22 protein-coding genes are annotated in these 20550 nt (G+C 52.2%); 6 read left to right on the forward strand and 16 right to left on the reverse strand.

Annotation, left to right across the window (positions count from 1 at the left end):
- Positions 1 to 17 precede the first annotated feature (17 nt).
- Positions 18 to 1358, reverse strand: coding sequence for an MATE family efflux transporter (locus G163CM_RS08515; protein WP_231827705.1), 1341 nt, complete (start codon positions 1356 to 1358; stop codon positions 18 to 20).
- A gap of 209 nt (positions 1359 to 1567) precedes the next feature.
- On the opposite strand from G163CM_RS08515, the gene G163CM_RS08520 reads away from it, so the two are divergent.
- Positions 1568 to 1969 carry a lysozyme inhibitor LprI family protein gene (locus tag G163CM_RS08520; protein WP_231827706.1) on the forward strand — a complete coding sequence of 134 codons (402 nt, stop codon included), beginning with the start codon at positions 1568 to 1570 and terminating at the stop codon, positions 1967 to 1969.
- On the opposite strand, the gene rutR is transcribed toward G163CM_RS08520, so the two are convergent.
- The 6 genes from rutR to G163CM_RS08550 form a co-directional block, all read right to left on the reverse strand.
- Positions 1966 to 2604 (reverse strand): HTH-type transcriptional regulator RutR, encoded by a 639-nt coding sequence (rutR, locus tag G163CM_RS08525; protein WP_015964927.1) that lies wholly within the window; start codon positions 2602 to 2604, stop codon positions 1966 to 1968. The genes G163CM_RS08520 and rutR overlap by 4 nt on opposite strands.
- Positions 2605 to 2669: 65 nt before the next feature.
- Complete coding sequence (locus tag G163CM_RS08530; protein ID WP_231827707.1) at positions 2670 to 3593, reverse strand: DMT family transporter; 924 nt, start codon at positions 3591 to 3593, stop codon at positions 2670 to 2672.
- Positions 3594 to 3751: 158 nt separating this feature from the next.
- Positions 3752 to 3928 carry a con-10 family general stress protein gene (locus G163CM_RS08535; protein ID WP_015964929.1) on the reverse strand — a complete coding sequence of 59 codons (177 nt, stop codon included), beginning with the start codon at positions 3926 to 3928 and terminating at the stop codon, positions 3752 to 3754.
- 293 nt (positions 3929 to 4221) lie between these two features.
- Positions 4222 to 6366, reverse strand: a complete 2145-nt coding sequence (gene cadA, locus G163CM_RS08540; protein WP_231827708.1) for a lysine decarboxylase — start codon at positions 6364 to 6366, stop codon at positions 4222 to 4224.
- 4 nt (positions 6367 to 6370) lie between these two features.
- Entirely contained in the window at positions 6371 to 7696 is a 1326-nt protein-coding gene (gene potE / locus G163CM_RS08545; protein ID WP_231827709.1) for a putrescine-ornithine antiporter, read from the reverse strand.
- 93 nt (positions 7697 to 7789) lie between these two features.
- On the reverse strand, positions 7790 to 8101 hold the full coding sequence (locus G163CM_RS08550; RefSeq protein ID WP_420851400.1) for a helix-turn-helix domain-containing protein: 312 nt from the start codon (positions 8099 to 8101) through the stop codon (positions 7790 to 7792).
- Between the two features lie 150 nt (positions 8102 to 8251).
- On the opposite strand from G163CM_RS08550, the gene G163CM_RS08555 reads away from it, so the two are divergent.
- From G163CM_RS08555 to G163CM_RS08570, 4 genes are all read left to right on the forward strand, one after another.
- The gene (locus tag G163CM_RS08555; RefSeq protein ID WP_231827710.1) at positions 8252 to 8788 is read left to right on the forward strand and encodes a helix-turn-helix domain-containing protein; all 537 of its coding nucleotides are present in this window, start codon (positions 8252 to 8254) and stop codon (positions 8786 to 8788) included.
- A gap of 110 nt (positions 8789 to 8898) precedes the next feature.
- A complete protein-coding gene (gene lysS, locus G163CM_RS08560) occupies positions 8899 to 10401 on the forward strand; it encodes a lysine--tRNA ligase (protein ID WP_231827711.1) in 1503 nt (500 codons plus the stop codon).
- A 529-nt stretch (positions 10402 to 10930) separates the two neighbouring features.
- Positions 10931 to 11527, forward strand: coding sequence for an NAD(P)H:quinone oxidoreductase (gene wrbA, locus G163CM_RS08565; protein WP_015964935.1), 597 nt, complete (start codon positions 10931 to 10933; stop codon positions 11525 to 11527).
- Between the two features lie 20 nt (positions 11528 to 11547).
- Positions 11548 to 11775: a YccJ family protein gene (locus G163CM_RS08570; protein ID WP_015964936.1), complete on the forward strand. Its 228-nt coding sequence runs from the start codon at positions 11548 to 11550 to the stop codon at positions 11773 to 11775.
- 63 nt (positions 11776 to 11838) lie between these two features.
- Here G163CM_RS08570 and agp read toward each other — a convergent pair whose 3' ends face one another.
- From agp to G163CM_RS08595, 5 genes are all read right to left on the reverse strand, one after another.
- The gene (gene agp, locus G163CM_RS08575) at positions 11839 to 13080 is read right to left on the reverse strand and encodes a bifunctional glucose-1-phosphatase/inositol phosphatase (RefSeq protein ID WP_231827712.1); all 1242 of its coding nucleotides are present in this window, start codon (positions 13078 to 13080) and stop codon (positions 11839 to 11841) included.
- A 103-nt stretch (positions 13081 to 13183) separates the two neighbouring features.
- Positions 13184 to 13873: an amino acid ABC transporter permease gene (locus G163CM_RS08580; protein ID WP_231827713.1), complete on the reverse strand. Its 690-nt coding sequence runs from the start codon at positions 13871 to 13873 to the stop codon at positions 13184 to 13186.
- A complete protein-coding gene (locus G163CM_RS08585) occupies positions 13863 to 14651 on the reverse strand; it encodes an amino acid ABC transporter permease (RefSeq protein WP_231827714.1) in 789 nt (262 codons plus the stop codon). Before G163CM_RS08585 ends, G163CM_RS08580 begins: the two co-directional genes overlap by 11 nt.
- Positions 14648 to 15466: an amino acid ABC transporter ATP-binding protein gene (locus tag G163CM_RS08590; RefSeq protein ID WP_231827715.1), complete on the reverse strand. Its 819-nt coding sequence runs from the start codon at positions 15464 to 15466 to the stop codon at positions 14648 to 14650. Before G163CM_RS08590 ends, G163CM_RS08585 begins: the two co-directional genes overlap by 4 nt.
- Before the next feature lies 1 nt (position 15467).
- Positions 15468 to 16295 (reverse strand): ABC transporter substrate-binding protein, encoded by an 828-nt coding sequence (locus G163CM_RS08595; protein ID WP_231827716.1) that lies wholly within the window; start codon positions 16293 to 16295, stop codon positions 15468 to 15470.
- 250 nt (positions 16296 to 16545) lie between these two features.
- On the opposite strand from G163CM_RS08595, the gene G163CM_RS08600 reads away from it, so the two are divergent.
- Positions 16546 to 16713, forward strand: coding sequence for a hypothetical protein (locus G163CM_RS08600; RefSeq protein WP_231827717.1), 168 nt, complete (start codon positions 16546 to 16548; stop codon positions 16711 to 16713).
- A 97-nt stretch (positions 16714 to 16810) separates the two neighbouring features.
- On the opposite strand, the gene G163CM_RS08605 is transcribed toward G163CM_RS08600, so the two are convergent.
- The 4 genes from G163CM_RS08605 to G163CM_RS08620 are packed head-to-tail and all read right to left on the reverse strand — an operon-like array spanning position 16811 to position 20526.
- Complete coding sequence (locus tag G163CM_RS08605) at positions 16811 to 17821, reverse strand: methionine ABC transporter ATP-binding protein (RefSeq protein ID WP_231827718.1); 1011 nt, start codon at positions 17819 to 17821, stop codon at positions 16811 to 16813.
- Between the two features lie 21 nt (positions 17822 to 17842).
- On the reverse strand, positions 17843 to 18616 hold the full coding sequence (locus G163CM_RS08610; protein WP_015964945.1) for a MetQ/NlpA family ABC transporter substrate-binding protein: 774 nt from the start codon (positions 18614 to 18616) through the stop codon (positions 17843 to 17845).
- Positions 18617 to 18638: 22 nt separating this feature from the next.
- Complete coding sequence (locus tag G163CM_RS08615) at positions 18639 to 19304, reverse strand: methionine ABC transporter permease (protein ID WP_015964946.1); 666 nt, start codon at positions 19302 to 19304, stop codon at positions 18639 to 18641.
- Between the two features lie 10 nt (positions 19305 to 19314).
- On the reverse strand, positions 19315 to 20526 hold the full coding sequence (locus G163CM_RS08620; RefSeq protein ID WP_231827719.1) for an SfnB family sulfur acquisition oxidoreductase: 1212 nt from the start codon (positions 20524 to 20526) through the stop codon (positions 19315 to 19317).
- Positions 20527 to 20550 lie beyond the last annotated feature (24 nt).

The raw sequence follows: 20550 nt of genomic DNA on the forward strand, positions 1-20550 counted from the left end.
CCCCGGTTCGCCGATGATTAAAACAGCGATTTCGTCGTCCAGATTCGGCTCTGCCAGCGTCGATACATCAACGCGGCCCTCACGCCCTCATCAATAATGTACGCCAGCCATACCCCCACCAGCCCCAGGCCGGCAGAAATGCCGAGCACATACGAGAACGGCAGGCTAACAATCCACATCACAATAATCCCGCAGATAAACGGGAAACGCACATCCCCTGTCGAGTTTAACGAGCTGATCACAATGATATTGGTGGCACGCCCCAGCTCCAGCAAAATAGAGTACATAAACAGCACCCGGGCCATTTCAATAATCGTTTCGCTGGGCGTAAACAGCGCCATAATTGGCCTGGCAAACGTGGCTAACAACGCACTCACCAGCAAGGCAATCAGCAAGCCAATTCGCCAACTGCGCATCCCCTGACGATACGCGGTATCCAGTTCGCGTGCGCCAATCGCCCGGCCAATAATGATTTGCGAGGCCTGGCCTATCGACATGGCAAACAGTGCCACAAACTGGCTAATGCTGGAGGCGTAAATTTTGGTGGTCAGCGCTTCGGTGCCCAACAGCGCGATAATGGCGGTCACCACCAACTGCGACCCCGCATAGGACAAGTTTTCTCCGGCGGAAGGCAGACCGTATTGCAGAATAGAACCCAGCATCTTACGCGAGCACTGTTTCAGTTTCTGCCAGCGGAAACGATAGCCAATGTATTTATTCAGCAGCCAGACGCTCAGCGCCATCCCAACCATATTGGCAAAGCTGCTGGCAATGCCAACCCCGGTCACGCCCATGTCCAGAAAATGAAGCGGCCCGTAGAGGAACATATAGTTGAGGATCACGTTAACCACGCTCACGGTGATGGGCACGACCATCGCCTGACGCACGTAACCGTGGGTACGTAAAATAGGCAACATCGAGGAGTAAAGCGCAATAATCACCGAGCTGCCGCCAATGATTTGGATAAAGGGCGCACCAACGCTGACCAGGCGTTCACTCAGCCCCAATGCACGCAGGAACCCTTCCCCCAAAAAGATGAAGATAAAACTCATCACCACACCGATGATAAACGCCACCACCAGCCCGTTGGTGATAACGTACTCCACGCGGTGAAATTTTTTCGCGCCGATAAGCTGCGCGACGACAATTTGCACGCCGACGGTTAAAAAACCATAAAAGATAACCGAGATAGCCAAAATCTGACTGGCGACACCGGTGGCGGCAACCGCTTCATCCGAGTAATGCCCCAGCATAAACACGCTGACGTAGTTCATCAGCAATCGCAGTAACTGCTCGATAAATATCGGCCAGGCCAATGTATAAAGCCCCAGCCGAAAGGTATTTTCCCCACCAGACATCGTCCGCCATCCCTGTTATTGAACATTATTTAAATAGCAGTAGATGATGATTAACCATCTTTATTGGCGCGGTCTACGGCAGGGTCAAAAATCAGAAAAGCGAACGCTGGTTGGAGGAGACAATTGTGGATGCAAAGCATTAACGCCTCTTTCACATGGACCACGATTCATACTATATTCAACGACATCTTTTTTAAGGGAGTGAACAGATGAAACGTACCTGGCTTGCGATGATCGCCCTGATGGTAAGCGGCCTGGCGCTGGCGGATGAATGCAATAACGCCAGTACCCAGGGCGACCTGAATCAATGTACTGCGGCCCAGTATCAGGCGGCAGATAAGAAATTAAACGAGACGTACCAGGCGGCACAAAAACGGGCGCAGGAACCGCAGCGTGAGCAGCTGAAAAAAGCGCAGACTGCATGGATTGCTTCCCGTGATGCCGATTGCGAACTGCTCAGCTCAAGCAGCGAAGGTGGTAGCGTTCAGCCAATGGTGCGCAATCAGTGTCTGACGGATAAAACCGCCGAGCGCGAAGCCTTTCTCTCTTCCCTTTTACAATGCGAAGAGGGTGACCTGAGCTGCCCGCTGCCGCCAGCGAATGTTAATTAACGTACGCGAATGCCTTCGATAATCATCTGCTGCACATTGTCGACCGTGCGCTGAAAGAAGGCTTCATCCTGTAATGTCGCGCCCGTAACCGCCTCCACCTGGGTGGCGAAATCCGCATAGTGCTGGGTTGTCGCCCAAATCATAAAAATGAGGTGATGCGGGTCAACCGGCGCGAGTTTTCCCGCATTGACCCACGCGGCGATAATCGCGGATTTCGCCTCGACCAGCGCTTTAAGATCGCCGGTCAGTTCGTTCATCAGCAACGGCGCACCTTGCAGCATCTCAAGGCAGAACAGTCGCGAAGCCTGCGGATAGTCGCGCGAGACCTCCAGTTTCAGCCTGATGTACTCTCTAATCGCCACCAGCGGGGCGAGATCTTCGCGAAATGCTTTCAACGGTGCCAGCCAGATAGCCAGAATTTGCCGCATCACGGCGACATAAAGCGCCTCTTTCGACGGATAGTAGTAAAGCAGATTGGTTTTTGACACGCCGGCAAGCTCCGCTACCTGCTCAAGGCGCGTGCCATGAATGCCGTACTGGGAAAAAGTATTGAGCGCAGCCGAGAGAATGGCCTGTTTTTTTGCACTGACTGCCTGCGAGCGTTTTCCGCTTTTCTTTGTTGCGTCCTGAGCCATACGCCCTCTCCTGTTATTAGCCTCCACAGCATAGCAAAAGCGGGAGGCATACACAGGCGTGATACTTACGGCTCGTGATTAAGTGATGCTTCCGTAGTCAGTTGTGACTTTTTTTTACGCTTAAACTTCAGTTCACTGACCAGTACACCTACCACAATAAAGGCTGCACCGAGTAGCGCCAGCGCGGGCAAACGCTCCCCCGCCAATCGGCCAAAAATCCCCGCCCATACGGGTTCGCCGGTATAAATAACCGTCGCGCGCGTCGGCGACACGCTGCGCTGCGCCCAGTTCATGGTCACCTGAATAATGGCGCTGAAAATCCCCAACCCCAGCGCCACGATCAGCAAGCCAGACGATACAGGCGGCACACTTTCACCGGCAGGTGCCATCATGGCGAACGCCACAATCGACGCCGTCGCCAGTTGCACAACGGTCACTCGCCGCACATCAACCTTCCCCGCCCAGGCGCTGATAAGAATAATTTCTGCGGCAATCGCCACCGCGCTGGCAAGCGTAATCAGCTCGCCCTGCCCGAGAGCCAGCAAATCGCCATTTGGCCCGGCAAGAAAAATCAGGCCGATAAAAGCCAGCACGATGCCCACGCAGGACATCAGCCCCGGCATTCTTCCCAAACAGAGCCACTGCAACAACGGCACCAGCGGGACATACATGGCGGTAATAAAAGCGGATTTACTGCTGGGAATCGACTGCAACCCCCAGGTTTGCAGGCTGTAGCCCAGCGCAATGGCGATGCCAATCACTACGCCCGCTTTTAGTTCCAGTTTGGTCAGGCCACGCAATGAGCGTGCGCAAAGCAGCCCAACGGCGACCGCTGCCATCGCAAAGCGAACGCCTACGAAGAAAAACGGCCCGCTAAGGGTGACGGCGTACTGTACAGCGAGAAAGGTGCCGCCCCAGAACATGGTGATGAGGATCAGGATGGCTTCCTGAGGCTTAACAGAAAATGCGTAGCGTGAGAAAAAAGACATGATGCCGCCCGGAAATCAAACAGCCTTACAGTGTGAAGTGAGCAAGGTCACAGTTCAACCCGGTGAAGTGAAAATAAAAAGCCGCCGAATCCATCGGCGGCGGAGGGGTTACAGAGTGTAGAAACACTCGCTACGGATTAACTCAGCCCTATAAGAGGTTAGCTGTTGCGGTTGCTACCATGGCTGTTTTTCCCTCCCTTTTTACCTGCTTCGGAGGCGCGCTGCGGGTCATTTTTGAAATTACCGCCGCTGTGCTGGCCACCCTTACGACCTGCTTCTGATGCTCTGTCCCGGTCTTCAGCAAAGTTACCTGAACCACCACGATGATTTGCCATTTCTGACCTCCAGTTGATTAGACATCATATTGCATTACGTGAAATCAGGGAGTCATTCCCCCGCAGCAATGGCGCTGACCATTTTTTGTGCTGCGTGACACTAAGCTTAGCGGACTGCGTGGCTTTTTGAGGAAGAACGTAACATTTTGTAATGGGTTTTGGGCTGCACAATACCGGTGCGATAAGTACGGGTCATAATTTACTCTTATCGCAGAAGAAAAATGCATAACTGAAAGTGTGTCATGATGCTACTGCCTGCCCCCCGAAGATGAGGAGCAGGTTGTCAGAGGAGCTTACTGCACGTTCTTGATCACTTTAACCGTATAGCGCCCATCTGGTTGTCGATAAGCGCCGTGGATATCTGTTTCAAAGCCCGGATACCAGGCACCAATTTCGCAGAGCATCTGAATAAACTCGAGTGTCGGACGATTCTCCTCGGTCAGCATCTCTCCTGGCATCACTAATGGCACACCTGGAGGATATGGCAGGATCATGTTCGCACTGACTCGGCCAATCATCTCGTCGACATAGACCTCCTCAATTTCACCGTGAAGCTCTTTCTGGAAAGCCGCGTGCGGGTTCATCACCATCGTCGGTAAGGTTTCAAAAGCGCGGAACATCAGTTCCGGCAGCTTATGCTGACGAATCAATTTATGAATGCCGTTTGCAAGTTCCTGAATTCGCATACCCGCATAGAAAGTGGGCTGCTGCTCATAGACGGATGGCAGCATCTCTTTGACGAACGCGTTACGATCGTAGTCACGTTTGAAATCATTCAACGCCCGCAGCAGACTCAGAGCCTTAGTTTTATTAATTCCGATACTGAAGAGAAATAAGAGATTATAGGGGCCCGTTTTCTCCACAATAATGCCATGTTGATCGAGATACTTCGCCACGATGGATGCCGGAATCCCCTGCTCCTCCATTTTGCCCTGTTTATCCATTCCCGGCGTTAGCAGAGTGACTTTAATGGGATCAAGGAACATATGCCCTTCATCGATATTTTTAAATCCATGCCACTCGGCACCGGGCGTAAGATTCCAGCAGCAAGGCGCTAATGACTCCCCTTCTGGCTGCCAGACGTCGAAGAACCAGCTCTCTGAGGACGCTTTTATCTTTTTAATCTCTTTACGGAAGCGAACGGCCCGCAGGATAGAATTCTCCATCAGACGTTTACCCGTATTCCCTTTCATCATTGCCGCAGACGTTTCAATAGACGCAACGATGCCATAATGAGGCGACGTGGACGTATGCATCATAAAGGCTTCGTTAAAGGTCTCTTCTTCAAATTCCCCTTTAATGTGAATCATTGATGCCTGTGAAAAAGCGGCCAGTAATTTATGTGTAGACTGCGTTTCATATATCACTTTCCCCGGCACGCGCGTACCGCTCATTCCGCAGAGACCTTTGTAGATTGGGCTAAAGTTGGTATAAGGCACCCAGGCTGAATCAAAGTGAATGGATTTTACATCCAGCGTCTGTTTGATGTAGTCGGTGTTATAGAGCAGACCGTCATAGGTGGAGTTTGTGATTACTGCATGCACCGGCCAGCTGGCGCCAGGGGTCTGTTTTACACGCGCTTCGATCGTTTCTCGCGCAAACTCACTGCGAGGAATTCCACCTAAGATCCCCCATGCATTTCGCGTTGGACGGAAATAGATTGGTGTGACATCGCTCATAATCATCAAATGAGTCAGCGACTTGTGGCAATTACGGTCGACTAAAATTGTGCTGCCCGCAGGTGCGGCGTACATCCCCACAATTTTATTGGCCGTTGATGTGCCGTTTGTCACCATGTAGCTGCGGTCTGCGTTAAAGGCATCGGCGATATAATTCTCTGCCTCGCGGTGTGGGCCTGAGTGGTCAAGCAGTGAACCGAGTTCAGAGACGGAGACCGAGATATCTGACTTCATGGTATTTGCACCAAAGAAGTCGTAAAACAGGCTACCTACCGGGCTCTGCTGGAAAGCCGTGCCGCCCATATGACCTGGCGTGCAAAACGTATATTTCCCTTCGTCAACATAGCGAAAGAGCGCTTTAGTAAAAGGCGGGAGAATCGCGTCAAAATAGGCGTCAGTTCCGCGCTGAATACGTGCCGCAATTTCATCAACTGCATCAAAGGCATACTCGAAGAAATGAAGATTAAGGCCTAGATCATCCACATCGATTTCGAGCTGCGTACGCTGACTCGAAAATGCATACATCGGCAGTTGCTCATTTAGCCCTGAAATATTTTTCGGTAAGAGAACAGACCATGTATCCCAGTCAAAAACAACGCCACAAACTTTTGCATTATTGTCAACCAGCTCCATGAGGTCATCAACATCTTCTGGATAAATAATACGATAGTTTTCTGCCAATAACTTTTTATGCAATTCTTCAATAGGTGCTTCTTTAGCCAGTACGCCAAAGTGGTTCATAATTGCGATTATTTTCATTTTCTTATCCCTGATAAGCCGTCTTTGAACTTTCATCCTTTTTCTGTATAAACATTCCCCAGAATGTCCAGCCAGAGAATGTGACTAACGCACCTAACATCATTGCCTCTTCACCAGAAGCATAGAGCGCGTAAAAGCTATAAATGGTGCCAAGCAGTGCAATGGTGGCATTCGTTTTCACCTGCCCACCGCGAATACCTGCCAACTTTTGCATCGGAATCAGTGCTGCCATTGAGAGGACGTAAGGCACTAAATTTGTGACGACCGCCAGATTCACTAAGCTATTAAATTGTTTGTTCAACGAGGGGCTAATCGTCATTAATGCTAATAGTGTCTGGATAATCCCTAAAATGATCATGCCAATAACAGGTGCATCTTTCGCTGTTACGCGTGAGAACACGCGAGGGAAATAACCAATATCCGCGGAAGACTTAAAGACCTGAGCCACGGTAAACTGCCACCCTAACAGCGAACCAATGCAGGCCAGGGCCATCAGAAACATGACAACGCTTCCAACAACAGGTGTAAACATCGAAGCGTAGGCTAAACCAAATGGCGCCGTGGAATGCAGGAGATCGAGATTTGGCACTATTCCGGCAATAACATTTGTGGATAAAATATAGATAACGGCACAAACCAACGTACCGCCGAAAACAGCGATAGGTACGTTTTTCTGCGGGTTTTCAACAGCATCCATATTTGCGCAGGCAGACTCCAGGCCAAGGAATGCCCACAGCGTCATAGAGATTGAGGTTGATATGGCGGAGAAGAAATCCATATTATTAGGATTCCAGGCGCTGACATAAAGCGATGGACTAAACCAGAACCAGCCAATCACACATAACCCAACTACCGGAATAATGACGCCCCAAACTGTGATGGAACCAATCTGCCCCGTAATTTTCGCCCCACCGAAATTAAGTACCGTGGTGACCCACAGTACGACAATAGTCGCGATACATACCTGGACAGGTGTAAGTTCGACACCAAATAAAACTGTCCCATACCCTACAGCAGAGATTGCAATGGCAATATTGGCAATTAGCAAACTTATTGCGTAGGTATAATTAGCAATAAAGTTACCCGATTTTCCAAACGCATACTCGGCGTACCCTCCCATCCCGCCGCTTTTCGTACTAAATAAACCACATTTTGAAAATGCCCATGCGAGGGCAAGTGAACCCAATGCGGTGACCAGCCAGGACAATATTGACATTGTCCCCACTTCGGCAAGCTTTGTCGGTAACATAATAATGCCTGACCCCAGCATATTCACTGCGGTTAATATGGTCAGGTGCATTACGCCCATTTTATTCCCGGGATTGCTCATAATGACTTCTCTTTATAATAGAATTATAATTTCCTTGAATACGACACACTTTATCTACGCCAGCAGTTTCGCTACGTCATAAGACGCTCCTTTTTAAGCGGATTGATTCATTAATGAAGGGGGATTCGTGGTTGTATTCCTGACATTGGGGTAACGACTGGGCCAGATGGTTTCCGGCGTCAGGCCCAAAGCTTCGGCAATGATGCGTTCCGCTTTTGGGTAGGCCCGTGAAAGGGCATTTTTGAGTGTGTCTGGTTTGAGACCCGAACGAACAGAGAGCTCGCGAATTGAGAGCCCCTGTTTATGGAGTGCCGCAACAATATCTACTCTGTGCCAGTCAGCACGATCTTCATTTGTGACCATATTTAGATTACCCTCTGCAATTACTCCTTGGGTTAACCCCATGGAGTGAATTCAATATGATGATGCTGGCACTAGCATTGATCTCTTTTGAGACAACAAAAAGTACTAAAAGCAATTTTTGTGAGTTAAATCGTACTTTAATGATCTCCATATGAGTCAATCGCAGAGTTCAATAACGATGGACGGATAAAAATGAGTAATGAAGGGCAGCATATTGATGAGAAAGATGAACTGATTTCTTTAGCAGACAGGCTTCGCTACCTGATTGGTCATCGAAGCACCCGTGCTGCAGCGAAGGCCTGGCAACTCTCCTACTCTACGCTGAACAATTACATCACCCGCGGTACGGAGCCTTCTCTTAGTGTGGCGGCCAAAATTGCCGAGCTTGAGGGCGTTTCGATGGAATGGCTCGCATGGGGATACCGTGAGAACGTCCCGGTACAAACAGATGAAAACCCTGCTGTTTACCACGTTAATAGACCTGAACCTGCGCAGAATGAACCGCTACTGATGGCCTGGATGATGGTGTTCAATTCACTTGACACTGCAGAGCAAGAGGCGCTACTGAGATTGATTCATAAAGAGGGTATCAAGGGCATTCTGCGGGAGTCGGAGCAGCGCCATTCCCTTGCACAGGCCATATCCCAACTCGATGAGACCCAACGTCACGATTTCTATACTCAGGCACTCGCACTGGCGGCAGAACTTAAGTCAGAAAAGAAAAAGTAGCGGAGCATGTGGAAAGAAAAATGATCCTTATGGAGATCATTTTTCTTGCAATAACGCTCACCCTGGCAGTACAGTACGCGATAGCGAACACTGCCCAGGAGGCTATGAGTATGGAAACTTCAGATAACGAGCAAACACTACAAGATGAATTTAGCGTTCGGTCACAGAAGCTTGCACAGCTTCGTGAATCAGGTAATGCCTTCCCTAACGACTTTCGCCGAGATGCGACATCACAATCCCTGCATCATCTCTATGATGCATTCAGCACTGAAGCACTTAACGACCATAAAATAAGCGTTTCTGTTGCAGGGAGACTGATGACTCGCCGGGTGATGGGAAAGGCGACGTTCTTAACGCTGCAAGATATGGGAGGAAGAATTCAACTCTATATTAGCGCTAAGCGTCTTAACGCCGACCGCTACGACGCGCTTCTTAAACTCATCGATCAGGGCGATATCCTTGGTGCTACCGGTGTATTGTTTAAAACACAAACAGGAGAGCTAACTCTCGACTGTAAAGACGTGCGCCTCCTCACCAAAGCCGTCAAACCCTTACCCGATAAATTTCATGGCCTCACAGATCAGGAGCGTCGCTATCGCCAGCGTTATCTGGATCTCATCGCCAATGAAAAAACGCGCAATACTTTCAAAGTGCGTTCACAAATCATGTCCGTGATTCGCGACTTTATGAGTACGCGGCACTTTATGGAAGTCGAAACACCCATGATGCAGCTCATTCCTGGCGGTGCATCGGCTCGGCCATTTATTACGCGTCATAATGCGTTAAACCAGGATATGTTCCTGCGTATTTCTCCCGAACTGTATCTCAAGCGCCTGGTGGTGGGCGGCTTTGAACGCGTATTCGAGATCAACCGCAACTTCCGCAATGAGGGTATTTCGCCGCGCCATAACCCCGAGTTCACCATGATGGAACTCTATATGGCTTATGCCGATTACAACGATCTCATCGACCTCACAGAAGCGCTTTTCCGCCAGGTTGCACTCGACGTTACGGGCGGCACAGAGGTGACGTATGGCGAGTGTACCTTTGACTTTGGCAAACCGTTTACCCGTTTGACGATGAAAGAAGCCATTTTGAAATATGGCAATGACATCCGACCGGAAGAGCTTGATTCATCCGAGCCAACGCTCGCGCTCGCACAACGTCTGGGGATTACACCTGAGGTCAGTTGGGGACACGGACGCCTCATCACGGAAATCTTTGACGTCGTCGCTGAAAGCCATCTGATTCAACCAACGTTTATTACTGAGTATCCTGCAGAAGTTTCGCCACTGGCACGTCGTAATGATCTTCATCCCGAGATAACCGATCGCTTTGAATTCTTTATCGGTGGGCGAGAAATAGGCAATGGCTTCTCAGAGCTGAATGATGCCGAAGATCAGGCTGAACGTTTTATGGCGCAGGTTGCGTCACGCGACGCGGGCGATGATGAAGCGATGTACTACGATGCTGATTATGTCACAGCGCTGGAATACGGATTACCGCCCACGGCTGGGCTGGGTATTGGTATCGACAGAATGGTAATGCTTTTCACCGACTCCCCCACCATTCGCGATGTCATTCTCTTCCCAACCTTGCGTCCGGTTAACTGAGCGATCGCAGGAGGAAGCGAATTGTGCAATGTGGTGTTGCATTTCAGCGCCAGAACCGGGTGTATTTGCAGCCTTAACGAGCATGGAGAGTTTATCATTGGAACGTTGCTGTCAGGTGAAAGGCCAGCCTCAGGGGATCTATTGGTCAACGATCATAACGCCAACGGGCCAGCCAGCGTTTTTAACGTCACCCAAGACAGCAGGCTGACTATTGATATTCACTTTCGTACCTGTTCGGAGGTATGTGCTCGTCACTGGCTTAAAACACGCGGTGTGACATTTTAAAATAAACGCGGGCTTTTCTTGCCCGCGTAATCGTCCTGGCAACCAGAGGCTGATGTCTTTCTGCACGTTATTCAATCAGAGCATTTCAAAACATTAACAAAGAATCTTTATTTTACATTCAATCACATGCGTCATTGTTACAAATCAAAGAAATGGCTCTAAAGTTTGCACTCCTGTCGACACGGCTTATCTTTAAAGAAGGACAGCGAAAAGCTGTGTAACGATAAACCGAGGAGTGTTGCAGATGGCAAAAGTTCTGGTGCTTTATTATTCCATGTATGGACACATTGAGACGATGGCCAAAGCCGTCGCAGAGGGTGCAAATAAGGTTTCTGGCGCCGAAGTTGTCGTCAAACGCGTACCGGAAACCATGTCACCGGAAGCTTTCGCTAAAGCGGGCGGAAAAACACACACCGCGCCGGTTGCCACGCCACAGGAGCTGGCTGAGTACGATGCCATCATCTTTGGTACCCCGACTCGCTTCGGCAATATGTCCGGGCAGATGCGTACTTTCCTTGATCAAACTGGCGGTCTGTGGGCCTCTGGCGCGCTGTACGGCAAAATCGGTAGCGTATTCAGCTCTACCGGTACCGGTGGTGGTCAGGAGCAGACGATTACCTCAACATGGACTACGCTTGCTCATCATGGGATGGTGATTGTTCCTATCGGCTACGGCGCGCAGGAACTGTTTGATGTCTCCCAGGTTCGCGGCGGCACGCCATATGGCGCGACCACCATCGCGGGCGGCGACGGTTCACGTCAGCCGAGCGAGGAAGAACTCGCGATTGCCCGCTATCAGGGTGAACATGTCGCCGGGCTTGCGGTTAAGTTAAAAGGTTAATCTTCAGCAGGAGGATTTCTATGCCAACACAAGAAGCAAAAGCTCACCACGTAAACGAATGGGCGAGCTTGCGCAACACCTCGCCGGAAATCGCCCAGGCGATTTTTGAGGTGGCCAAGTATGATGAAAAACTGGCCGAACAGATCTGGGAAGAAGGCAGTGATGAAGTCCTCGCCCTGGCGTTCAGTAAAACCGATAAAGATTCGCTCTTTTGGGGCGAGCAAACCATTGAACGTAAGAACGTTTGATGAAATTGCTGCGTGAATGACAAAGGCTCCCGATGGGAGCCTTTTTGTTATTATGCCCTCCCCCTACTTCACCGCGTCCTTCATCACCGCTTTAAACGTCTCCATCGGGCAGAAGCCGTTGGCATCAATCGGGCAACCGTTCAGCGCCAGCGTCACGCGCTGCGGTGGTGATTGCAGGGTCAACGCCTGTGCGTCGCGAATTTGCGTCGTGCTTTGGTACAGATACTCAATCTTCATCAAATCACGATTGCCCTTCGCGTCATGCCAACGCTGGAAGACGATCTTTCCGCCAATCGGCGTGCGTTCGTACTGGTCATGCAGCTGGTAAGGTTTGAAATCGAGCGCGGTCAGTAGCGAGGCGATATTGGAGTCATGTCCCACCATCAACGTCACTTTGGCGGATTTGTCTGCCTCCGCAACCAGCGCATTGTTGATATATTTCACCAGCGGCGCCGCGACATTTTGCGCCACCTCTTTCGAGGTGAAGAGGCTGTCCTGATACCCGTTCTTCAGCTGCGATAACACGCGCCACTGCTGGTCGGTTTTGATTTTACCCCACGCCACCTGATCCAGCGGGAAGCCCTCGTAGTACTGCAACGTAAAGGCGTCCACCAGCGAGTTACCCACCTTCAACGGCCCGGAAACGCCCGGCTCTTTCTGGTATTGCGCGCTGAAGCTGTCTTGTGCCCCGTTCAGGTCGCATTGTTGTTTTTCTTTGCAACTCGGAGACTGGCGGTAATCGGCGATTTGCTCCAGGAGCTTATAGCTCTCGTCGAGATGCATCTGCTGGCGCTCTTTTTCCATCGCCTGTACGGCCTGCTGGCTGAACTGCGCAGAATCGACGGTGATCACCGGGTTAAAGGTCGGGTCCATGGTCCCCATTTCAGCCTGATGATGAACCGGAATATCACACCCCGGAAACGCACCGGTGATAAAGAATTGCGCCGTCGCCACCGTGCGTTGCAGGCTGTTGGCATACGCGTAAACCGTGTTATCCGTCGGGCACTCGCCAGAGGTCACCATCCCCTGCTGCGCCAGCCATTCACGCATGTAATGACCCATATAGATTTCCAGCACGCCGCCTTTGGTGGTGAGTTGCCCACCAGGGACATCCCATTCCGGCCAGCTTTGCGGAGTGGATTGTTCCAGCACGCTGCCATTATTGGCGAGCGGTGCGCGCAGGTTGTGGCGGCTCATAATCAACACTTGCTGGAGCTGGTATCCCTCCGGGGAGATCTCTGCCTGCGCGGCAATGGAGGTTAATAGTGTCGTCGCCACCGCGACGGCCAGTACGGCTTTTTTCATCCCTCAATCCTCTTTGCGTGATAACCCACCGCTAGATTGTGACAGTAATGTGACAAATTTCCGGGGGTTAGCTCGCAAAGCTGGGATTAAGCGCTTAATTTCATCACGTTGGCGAATAACGACCTGGCTGCCAGCGTTTCGCCAGCAGCCCCAGCGCGGCGCACAGCAGGTAGTACACCAGGCCGACAAAGATAAATATCGCCATCGGGTAGATTTGCACCCGATTGTTCACCTGCCCCGCGACGGTGGTCAGCTCCGGCACGTTGACGATAAACGCCAGCGAGGTATCTTTCAGCAGGCCGATGAATATCCCCAGTAGCGATGGCATGACGTTTTTCAGCACCTGCGGCAGCAGGATAAAACGCAGACTCTGCCCGGCGCTAAAGCCTTGCGTCAGCGCTGCTTCATATTGTCCCTGTGAGAGCGATCGTAGCCCCGCCAGGACCGAATGCATCACCGATGCGGCCGTGAACCAGGCCAGCGCCAGCGTGACGGTCAATGCGCCGGGTAAATCACTGCCGGTCAACATCGGCAACAGATACCAGAGCCAGAAGATGACGAAAATCAGCGGAATACCGCGAATAATTTCCGCCCACCAATAGAGTAGTTTGCGCACCACTCCGTCATAGCGCCAGGACAGGCAGGCGAGGAGAATGCCACCGGGCAGCGCCAGCGCCCCAGCCCCTACTGCCATCATCAACGTCAATACTACGCCGCCGGGTTCGCCGTCCATCAGGCGGCCCCAGAGTAAATAATCCAGGTTATCAATAATGACCGCCAGATTAGCGTCCATCTTCTACGCTCCTTGCTCTCTTCAGCGTCACGTTTTTCACCCGTTTCGCGCTACCCACTGGCGACGGACCGAAGCGCGTGAACAGTAAACCCAACACGATCCCGGTGAGAAGATACAGCCCCGTGCCGACCGCAAAGGCTTCCAGCGCATGGGCGTTATAACTTTCAATCTGGCGCACCTGATAGGTCAGCTCGGCGAAACCAATACCGCTCGCGAGGGAAGAGAGTTTCATCAGATTGAGATACTGCCCTACGATCGGTTGCCAGGCGTTCGCCAGCCCCTGTGGTAGCAGAATATATCGCAACATCCCCCACGAGCTAAAACCCTGTGCCAGCGCCGCTTCCCGCTGACCATTCGACACGCTGTGCAGGCCCGATGCCGCTTCTTCAATCAAGAACGCCGAGGTAAATACACCGAGCCCCCATGCAGAACAGAGAAACTCCGGCGTTAGCCACCAGACATCGCCCGGCAGGATAGACCAGCCGTGGTCGTCATTGACGAATTCCCGCACGCCCTGCGGCAGCAGATTCCACGCGGCGAAATACCAGAACAGAAGCTGCACCAGCAGTGGCGTATTGCGAAACAGAGACACCCACGCGGCGGTGATACCTCGCCCCACGCGTCCGCCCGACAGACGCAGCGCCAAAAACAGAATCGCCAGCAGGCTCGCCAGCACAATACCTGCCAGCGTTACCCACAAGGTGGTCAGGAACCCGGAGAGGATCCATTGCAAAGGCGGCCCGCTCAGCACGCCCTGCCAGTCAAACAAGTGAGTCACTCGGCACGCTCCTGATGCAGCGGGTCGAGTACTTTTTGCAAGAACCGCACGGCGCGGGGGTGTTGTGGCCGCGTAAAGAACGTCTCAGGCGGCGCAACTTCCAGCACGTCACCGCCGTCGATAAACACTACCCGGTCAGCGATTTCACGCGCAAACTGCATTTCGTGCGTCACCACAATCATCGTGATGCCGCTATGCGCCAGCGTCTGCATAACCTGCAACACTTCGCCGATCATTTCAGGATCCAGCGCCGACGTAGGCTCGTCGAACAAAATTATCTGCGGTGAGGATGAAAGCGCGCGGGCAATCGCAACGCGTTGTTGCTGGCCACCGGAAAGCTGCGAGGGCATATGATCAGCTTTCTCTTCCAGCCCGACCTTACGCAACAGCTCCAGCGCCCTGGTTTCGGCTTTGGCGTGTGGAAAGCCATGGACTTTCTCCAGCGCCAGCATGATATTTTGTCGAGCCGTAAGGTGAGCGTAGAGATTAAATTGCTGAAAAACAAAGCCAATACGACTACGTAGCTGCCGTAGCGCGTTACCCGTAAGCTGAGAGGTCGCTTTGCCATCAATCAGAATTTCACCGCCGCTCAGGCTTTCCAGCTGATTAATCAGGCGAATCAACGTGGATTTCCCCGAACCCGATGGGCCCAGGATTGCCACCACTTCACCGGAGTGAATCGTTAAATCGATACCGTTCAGCACGCGATGGTCGCCATAGCTTTTCACTGCCTGACGGAATTGCACGCTCGCCTGCTGAAGATGGGAGAAATCCGCGGCCTTTGCCGCGGAACGAGAGAATAATGCCGACAACATACTATTTTGCTTCAATGGTGAAAGAACGCGGCTGCGGCGCTTTAGTCGCCGGACCAAACCAGGTGTCGTAAATTTTTGCCGCTTCGCCCGATTTCTCCAGGCTCACCAGCTCATCATTCACCGCTTTTAACAGCGCAGGTTCGCCCTTTTTCACACCCACGCCAATTTCTTCTTTGCTCAGTAAATCCGGGATGATTTTGAATTTCGCTTTATCCGGCGCTTCGCCAAGCAGGCCCGCCAGAATGGTACTGTCCTGGGTTATCGCCTGCACGTTGCCATTACGCAGCGCGGTGAGCGCCAGCGGGATATCGTCATAGGAGAGCACTCGCGCCTGCGGATAACGCTGGTGTAGCGTCTGTTCGCCGGTGGTGCCTTTTACCGCGCCAATGCGCGCTTTGCTGTAATCATCCAGTTTATCGCCAGACGCCGCTGGCACCAGGAACTGCTGCCCGGTCACGAAATAAGGCGTTGAGAAATCAATTACCTGAGCACGCTCCGGGGTGATGGTGATATCGGCGACGATGAGGTCCGCCTTGCCCGATTGCAGCAGCGGAATGCGGTTAGCCGGGTTGGTCGCCACCAGTTCCAGTTTCACGCCCAGTGATTTTGCCAGGGCTTTAGCAAAGTCAATGTCATACCCCACCAGCTCATGCGTTTTGGCATCGACTGAGCCAAACGGCGGATTGGCGTCAAAGGTTGCCACTTTCACCACGCCTTTGGCTTTAATATCTGCCAGCTGATCGGCCTGTGCCGGAATAACCGCCAGCGAGCTGACGGCCAGCCCCACAAATATTGCCAGCTTCTGTACGGTGTGTAATTTCAGTGCCATAGTTTTTCTCCGATATCCCTGTTTTTGTTGTGTGCTGTTACGCTCCCATAAGCTTTCGTTCTCACCAAATAACGAATCTTTATTATCAAGAGCAAAAAAATATTAGTGAAAACATTGTTGTGCGAAGGTAAATAAATTAACAAAGCCTAATGCCAGTTTTCGCAAAAGGTCAGCCAATATTGTTATTTCATCTTTCCAAAGGAAGGCGGTTAACTGGTTTTATACGGTTCAAATCACTCTGGAGAGAAGAATGAAAACATTACTGTCAGCACTTTTACAGCGTCTGCAACGAATATGGCTGGGGTCTGATGAACATAGCGCTGAACGCGTTATCGAGTCTGTATTACCCGTTGCGAGCCTGTACGGTGTGGATGTTGCCAATATTGAACCGGAGTGGTTTCGTGACAAAGCACGCTGAGAAACGTCTTATCCGCGAAACCTACTGGAATGAACTGTGCGCTCACCTGGTTAACTGATTGACCGCGTCACTTCCCTGGACGACGGTCAATTCCGCGCTATTCGTGAATGGCAATCCTGTCCGCTACCTGCTCCGCCAGGCGCAACACCTCCCGCGTCATCGGCGTATCCAGTCGAATTTTTAGCTGCCCGACCACCCGGCCCTGAATCGGCTCACAACTGCTGTAGACCAGCCGAGCATTTCCCCCCAGCACGCGAGTAATCTGCTGGAGATCAGGCTCCTGCCCGCTAACGCCATTAAAATGCAGTGTAACCAGTTGCTGGCCGTCCTCCACCTGAGTAGCGCTTTCTGCGCGGCCATGATGCAACGTTCCGAGCATCCCTCGGGTCACCTCGTGCTGCGGATCGCCAAAAACGCGCCACACCTCTCCCTGCTCGACGATTTTCCCTTTCTCAATAACCGCTACACGATCGCAGAGTGTGCGAATCACGTCCATTTCGTGGGTAATCAGAATGATAGTCAGCCCAAGCCGCTGGTTGATCTCTTTCAGCAGTGTTAGCACCGCGAGGGTATTTTCCGGGTCCAGCGCTGAAGTGGCTTCATCGCAAAGCAGGATTTCCGGCTGCATGACCAGGGCGCGAGCAATACCGGCTCGCTGCTTTTGCCCGCCAGAAAGCCGTGACGGCCAGCTGTCACGAAGTGATTCCAGGCCCACCAGGCGCAAAATCTCGTCCACCCGCTGACGGCGCTCTTGTGCGGGAACACCGGCCATACGTAGCGGCAGTTCGACGTTCTGCGCCACCGTTTTGGTCGACATCAAATTAAAATGCTGGAATATCATCGCCACGCGGCGACGCAAATCGCGCAATTGTGACCGTTTGCCTGTAACAGACACACCATGAATGGTGATGTCGCCACTGTCGGCCTGCTCAAGGCCGTTAAACAAACGCAGCAGCGTCGATTTACCCGCACCGCTGCGCCCAATGATGCCAAAAATTTCTCCGGCATGAATATCCAGTTCAACATTTTCAAGGGCTTTCACCCCGCTGGAATAGGTTTTGTTAACGCCGCGAAGCTGTATCTGCGGCGTCGATTGTGCAATTTTCATCACGGTCATTCCTGTGCACCATTAAAAACCAGGCATGATTTTTCCCTGATAGCGCGTCAGGATAAACTGACGGACTTCCGGGGAATTTAGCGCTTTTGCCAGTTTTTGAATGCCGGGATCATTAATATCGTCCGGGCGCGCCACCAGATATTCGACGTACAGACTTTTCCCCTTTTCAACAATTAACGCTTTATCGGTATCAATACCGGCTTCCAGCGCATAGTTCGCAAATATGAAAGCAAGGTCAACCTGGTTTACCGCGCGCGCCAGCATCGCGCCTTCAAGCGGGCGAATTTTAAAGTGATGCGGATTGGCGGTGATATCTTTTTCCGCTGACTGCGGGTCCTGCGGATTTTTCAGCGTGATAAGACCGGCTTCACTGAGTAACACCAGAGCACGCCCCGTATTAACCGGATCGTTGGGAATAGCGATAGTTGCGCCATTAGGCAGATCTTTCACGCTCTTATATTTACTGGAATAGGCACCGAAGGGTTCAATGTGGACACCCACGACCGGCACCAGATTGGTGTGGCGGGTTTTATTGTAATCATCGAGGAACGGACGATATTGATAGTAGTTGGCGTCGAGATTTTTCTCGGCCAATTGCTGGTTCGGCTGAATAAAGTCATTAAACACTTTTATCTTTAAATCCACCCCTTGTTTCGCCAGTTCCGGTTTTACAAATTCCAGAATCTCGGCGTGCGGCACCGGCGTAGCGCCCACCGTTAAGGTTTCATTCGCCAGCACAGAGACAGAAAACAGCGCCAGCAGGCTGGCAATTAATGTTTTTTTCATTTTTATCGTTCCGTTAAATACTCTATTTTCGACTCATTCGGCGTACCAGACGGTCACCGCTCATTTGTAAAATCTGCACTAACGCAATCAGTAGCACGACCGTCACAACCATCACGTCAGTTTGAAATCGTTGATAACCAAAGCGAATGGCTAAATCCCCCAGTCCACCGCCGCCAATGACGCCCGCCATAGAGGTGTAATCGACCAGTACAATGGCGGTTACCGTGACCGCCGCGATTAAGCCAGACCGCGACTCCGGCAACAGGGTATGCCAGATGAGTTGCCAGGTATTGCCCCCCATCGCCCAACTTGCCTCGACCAGCCCGTGGTCCACTTCGCGCAGCGAGGTTTCAACCAGACGGGCAAAAAACGGCGCACATCCGGCAACCAGTGGGGGGATCGTGCCTTGTACACCGAGTGAGGTTCCGGTTATCAGCGTGGTGAGCGGAATCATCACAATCAGCAAAATGATGAATGGCAGCGATCGCATTATGTTCACCAGTAACGACAACGTACGATGCAGCAACGGCGCGTAGAGCAGACGCGGCTGTCCGGTAAGATAGAGAATCACGCCCAGCGGCAGGCCAATCAGCACCGTAAAGCCCAGCGCCCAGGCCAACATCGTCAACGTATCGATACCGGCTTCAGCCACGTCGGGCCAGTCAATTTGCGCAAGAAACGCCAGCATTTCGCGCTCCTCAGTTCCAGTCGTGACGCGGCGGGCGCTTGCCGTTCAGCACCCAATTTCCGAGCAGGTGATACTTCCAGCGCACCGGGTCGTGCAGCGTATGAACACGGCCATTACGCCAGTGGCGATCGAAATTATAACGCGGGTGCGTTGAACGCGTGCCACCCAGTTCAAACAGGCGGCTCGCCGCGTCCAGCGCGGCTTCGGTGGTAAATATTTTGGCGCGCGCGACAGCGATAGAAGCCAGGGCAACGGTCTCTTCGCTAAGATCATGTTTATAGAGATCGAGCACTTCACCTGCTTTCTCGAGCAGCGCATCGGCGGCGGCAAGCCGGCTATCCAGCGCGCCAATCTGATAAATGGTAAGGGGATCGTCTCCGGCCTGTTCCACTCCCGCATCAATCCACGGGCGGGCAAAGGTCGTGACAAACTGCACGGTATCATTGAGCGCGGCGCGGGCAATACCCGCATCTATCGCAGCCGTCGTCAGCTGAGCGAACGGCCCGGCAAGGGTCGGTGTGGCATAGGATTTCCAGGAGGGAATCAGATGAAACGCCTCTACCGCCAGATTCTCCGCCAGAACGGTACCGCTGGAGGTATTGCGTTGTCCGATGCACTGCCAGTCGTTGATTACCGTCAGACCGGGGGTATTACGCGGTACGAACGCCAGCTGTGACAGCCCCTCTTCATCCAGCGCCAGCACCCCCAACCAGTGGGCATACAGCGAGCCAGTGCAGTACCCTTTTCGCCCGTTAATACGTAAACCCTCAGGCGTGTGCGTCAAACGGGTCTGGATATCCTGCACCGTTTTTCCGCCCGTTTCCGAAAGCGCATTAGCAAAGCGATAGCCCTGTAACGCAAGGCCAAAGAAGAATTGTTGCTGATCGTCGTTACCCTGCAAACGAATGTCTTCCAGTAAACAGTAGTGGTTCTGCGGGATCTGCCCCAGCGAAGGATCTGCCGCCGAAATGATGGCAATCACCTTCGCGAGCGTCGCAGCAGAGACTTCTGCCCCGCCCCATCGGCGAGGAACGGTAATGCCCCACAGCCCGCTGTTGGAGAACGTATCAACAACCTCAGGAGGTACAATCCCTGTCTGATCTCGTTCCGAGGCGCCCGTTTGCAGATATGTCGCGATTTCATGAGCGATGGCAATCGCTTCGTCATCGCTGTGAATAAGGTGAGCGCGAGGTATGCGCTGTGTATCGTTTTCTGCTGACATGCTTTTGTTCTCTTTGTTATTGCT

The sequence above is a fragment of the Pseudocitrobacter corydidari genome (assembly GCF_021172065.1).
Lineage (GTDB): Bacteria > Pseudomonadota > Gammaproteobacteria > Enterobacterales > Enterobacteriaceae > Pseudocitrobacter > Pseudocitrobacter corydidari.